Genomic DNA, 1,152 nt, shown 5'->3' with positions numbered 1-1,152 from the left:
GCGACCTCTGGGTTATGAGCCCAGCGAGCTACCGAGCTGCTCCACCCCGCGTCGGTAAACGCAACATTACGTCACGCCCGCCGACCGGTGCAAATCCCTTTACGCGGGCCCAGGGCCAGGACGCGACGCGCGGTGGCCGCGCCGGTTGGTTCAGTACGCCGTTTCCTCCCGGCCGACTGCTTCGTTAGGCCGGAGACAACCGCGTCATCACCTTGCCCCCGGAGGAATCCATGCCACCGTCCAGCAAGTTCGTGCGGTCCGCCGTGACCGTCACCGCCGCCGTCGGGATCGCGGCCGGAGCCGCCACACCGGTCTGCTGGGCCGCTCCCGTCGAGCCCGTCCAGACCATGAGCAGCAAGGCGCCGACCGCGCCGCAGCCCGCTCCCGGCGCCCAAGCGCAACAGCCTCTCGCGGGACTGCTGGGAGGTCTGCCTCTGGTCGGCGGTCTCCTGGGCGGCCTCTCGGACCGCAACGCGAAGACCGATGTGACACCGGTGCGCTGGGACCGTTGATCATCGACACCGTGCGTCGCGCCGTCCGCCGTCTGCGGCCGGCGCGACCGGATCGCCTCTCCCGCGCGCGGGCCGGTCATCTCTCCCGCGCGCAGGCCTCGGCCGGTCCGGCGGGACTGGCCTCCGCCGCCACTGCGGACACCACCGGGCCCGCCGACGCCCTCAACGGCTACGAGGTCCTGGACGAGGTGCTCCGGCTGCCGGTCAGCACCTGGCGCTACCACTGGGATCCGCCGCATGTCCGTCACCTGGGCCCGATGGCCCAGGACTGGCACGCCGCCTTCGGACTCGGCGCCGACAACGTCACCATTTCCGCCACCGACACCAACGGTGTCGCTCTGGTCTGTATCCAGGCGCTCCACCGCCATATCGAGGACCTGCGCACACAGATCACCGCTCTCCAGGACCAGATCGCGCGCCTGGAGGAGCCTCGCCGGCCCGACGCGCCCATGCCGCCCGCGCGGTAGTACGCGGCAGTAAACCGACGCAGCGGGAAACCGACGCGGCGGGGCGGCTCAGGCCGTGAGTTCCTGGTGGAGCGCCTCGCGCAGACGGGCCGCGCGCTCCGCCACCTCGGCGGGGCCCAGCTCGACGGCGCGGGCGCACCAGCGCTGGCCCTCGGTCAGCTCGCCACGGCGCG

The 1,152-nt window shown here is 72.4% G+C and carries 2 protein-coding genes; both read left to right on the top strand.

What is annotated here, in order from left to right:
• The first annotated feature begins 230 nt into the window (after positions 1–230).
• Positions 231–512: a hypothetical protein gene (locus tag GA0115259_RS05780; protein ID WP_093591812.1), complete on the top strand. Its 282-nt coding sequence runs from the start codon at positions 231–233 to the stop codon at positions 510–512.
• Between the two features lie 11 nt (positions 513–523).
• Positions 524–979 carry a tail fiber domain-containing protein gene (locus GA0115259_RS40040; RefSeq protein WP_176732443.1) on the top strand — a complete coding sequence of 152 codons (456 nt, stop codon included), beginning with the start codon at positions 524–526 and terminating at the stop codon, positions 977–979.
• The last annotated feature ends 173 nt before the right edge of the window (positions 980–1,152 follow it).

It is taken from the genome of Streptomyces sp. MnatMP-M17 (genome assembly GCF_900091995.1).
Classification (GTDB): Bacteria; Actinomycetota; Actinomycetes; order Streptomycetales; family Streptomycetaceae; genus Streptomyces.
This window is presented reverse-complemented; position numbering and strand designations above follow the sequence as displayed.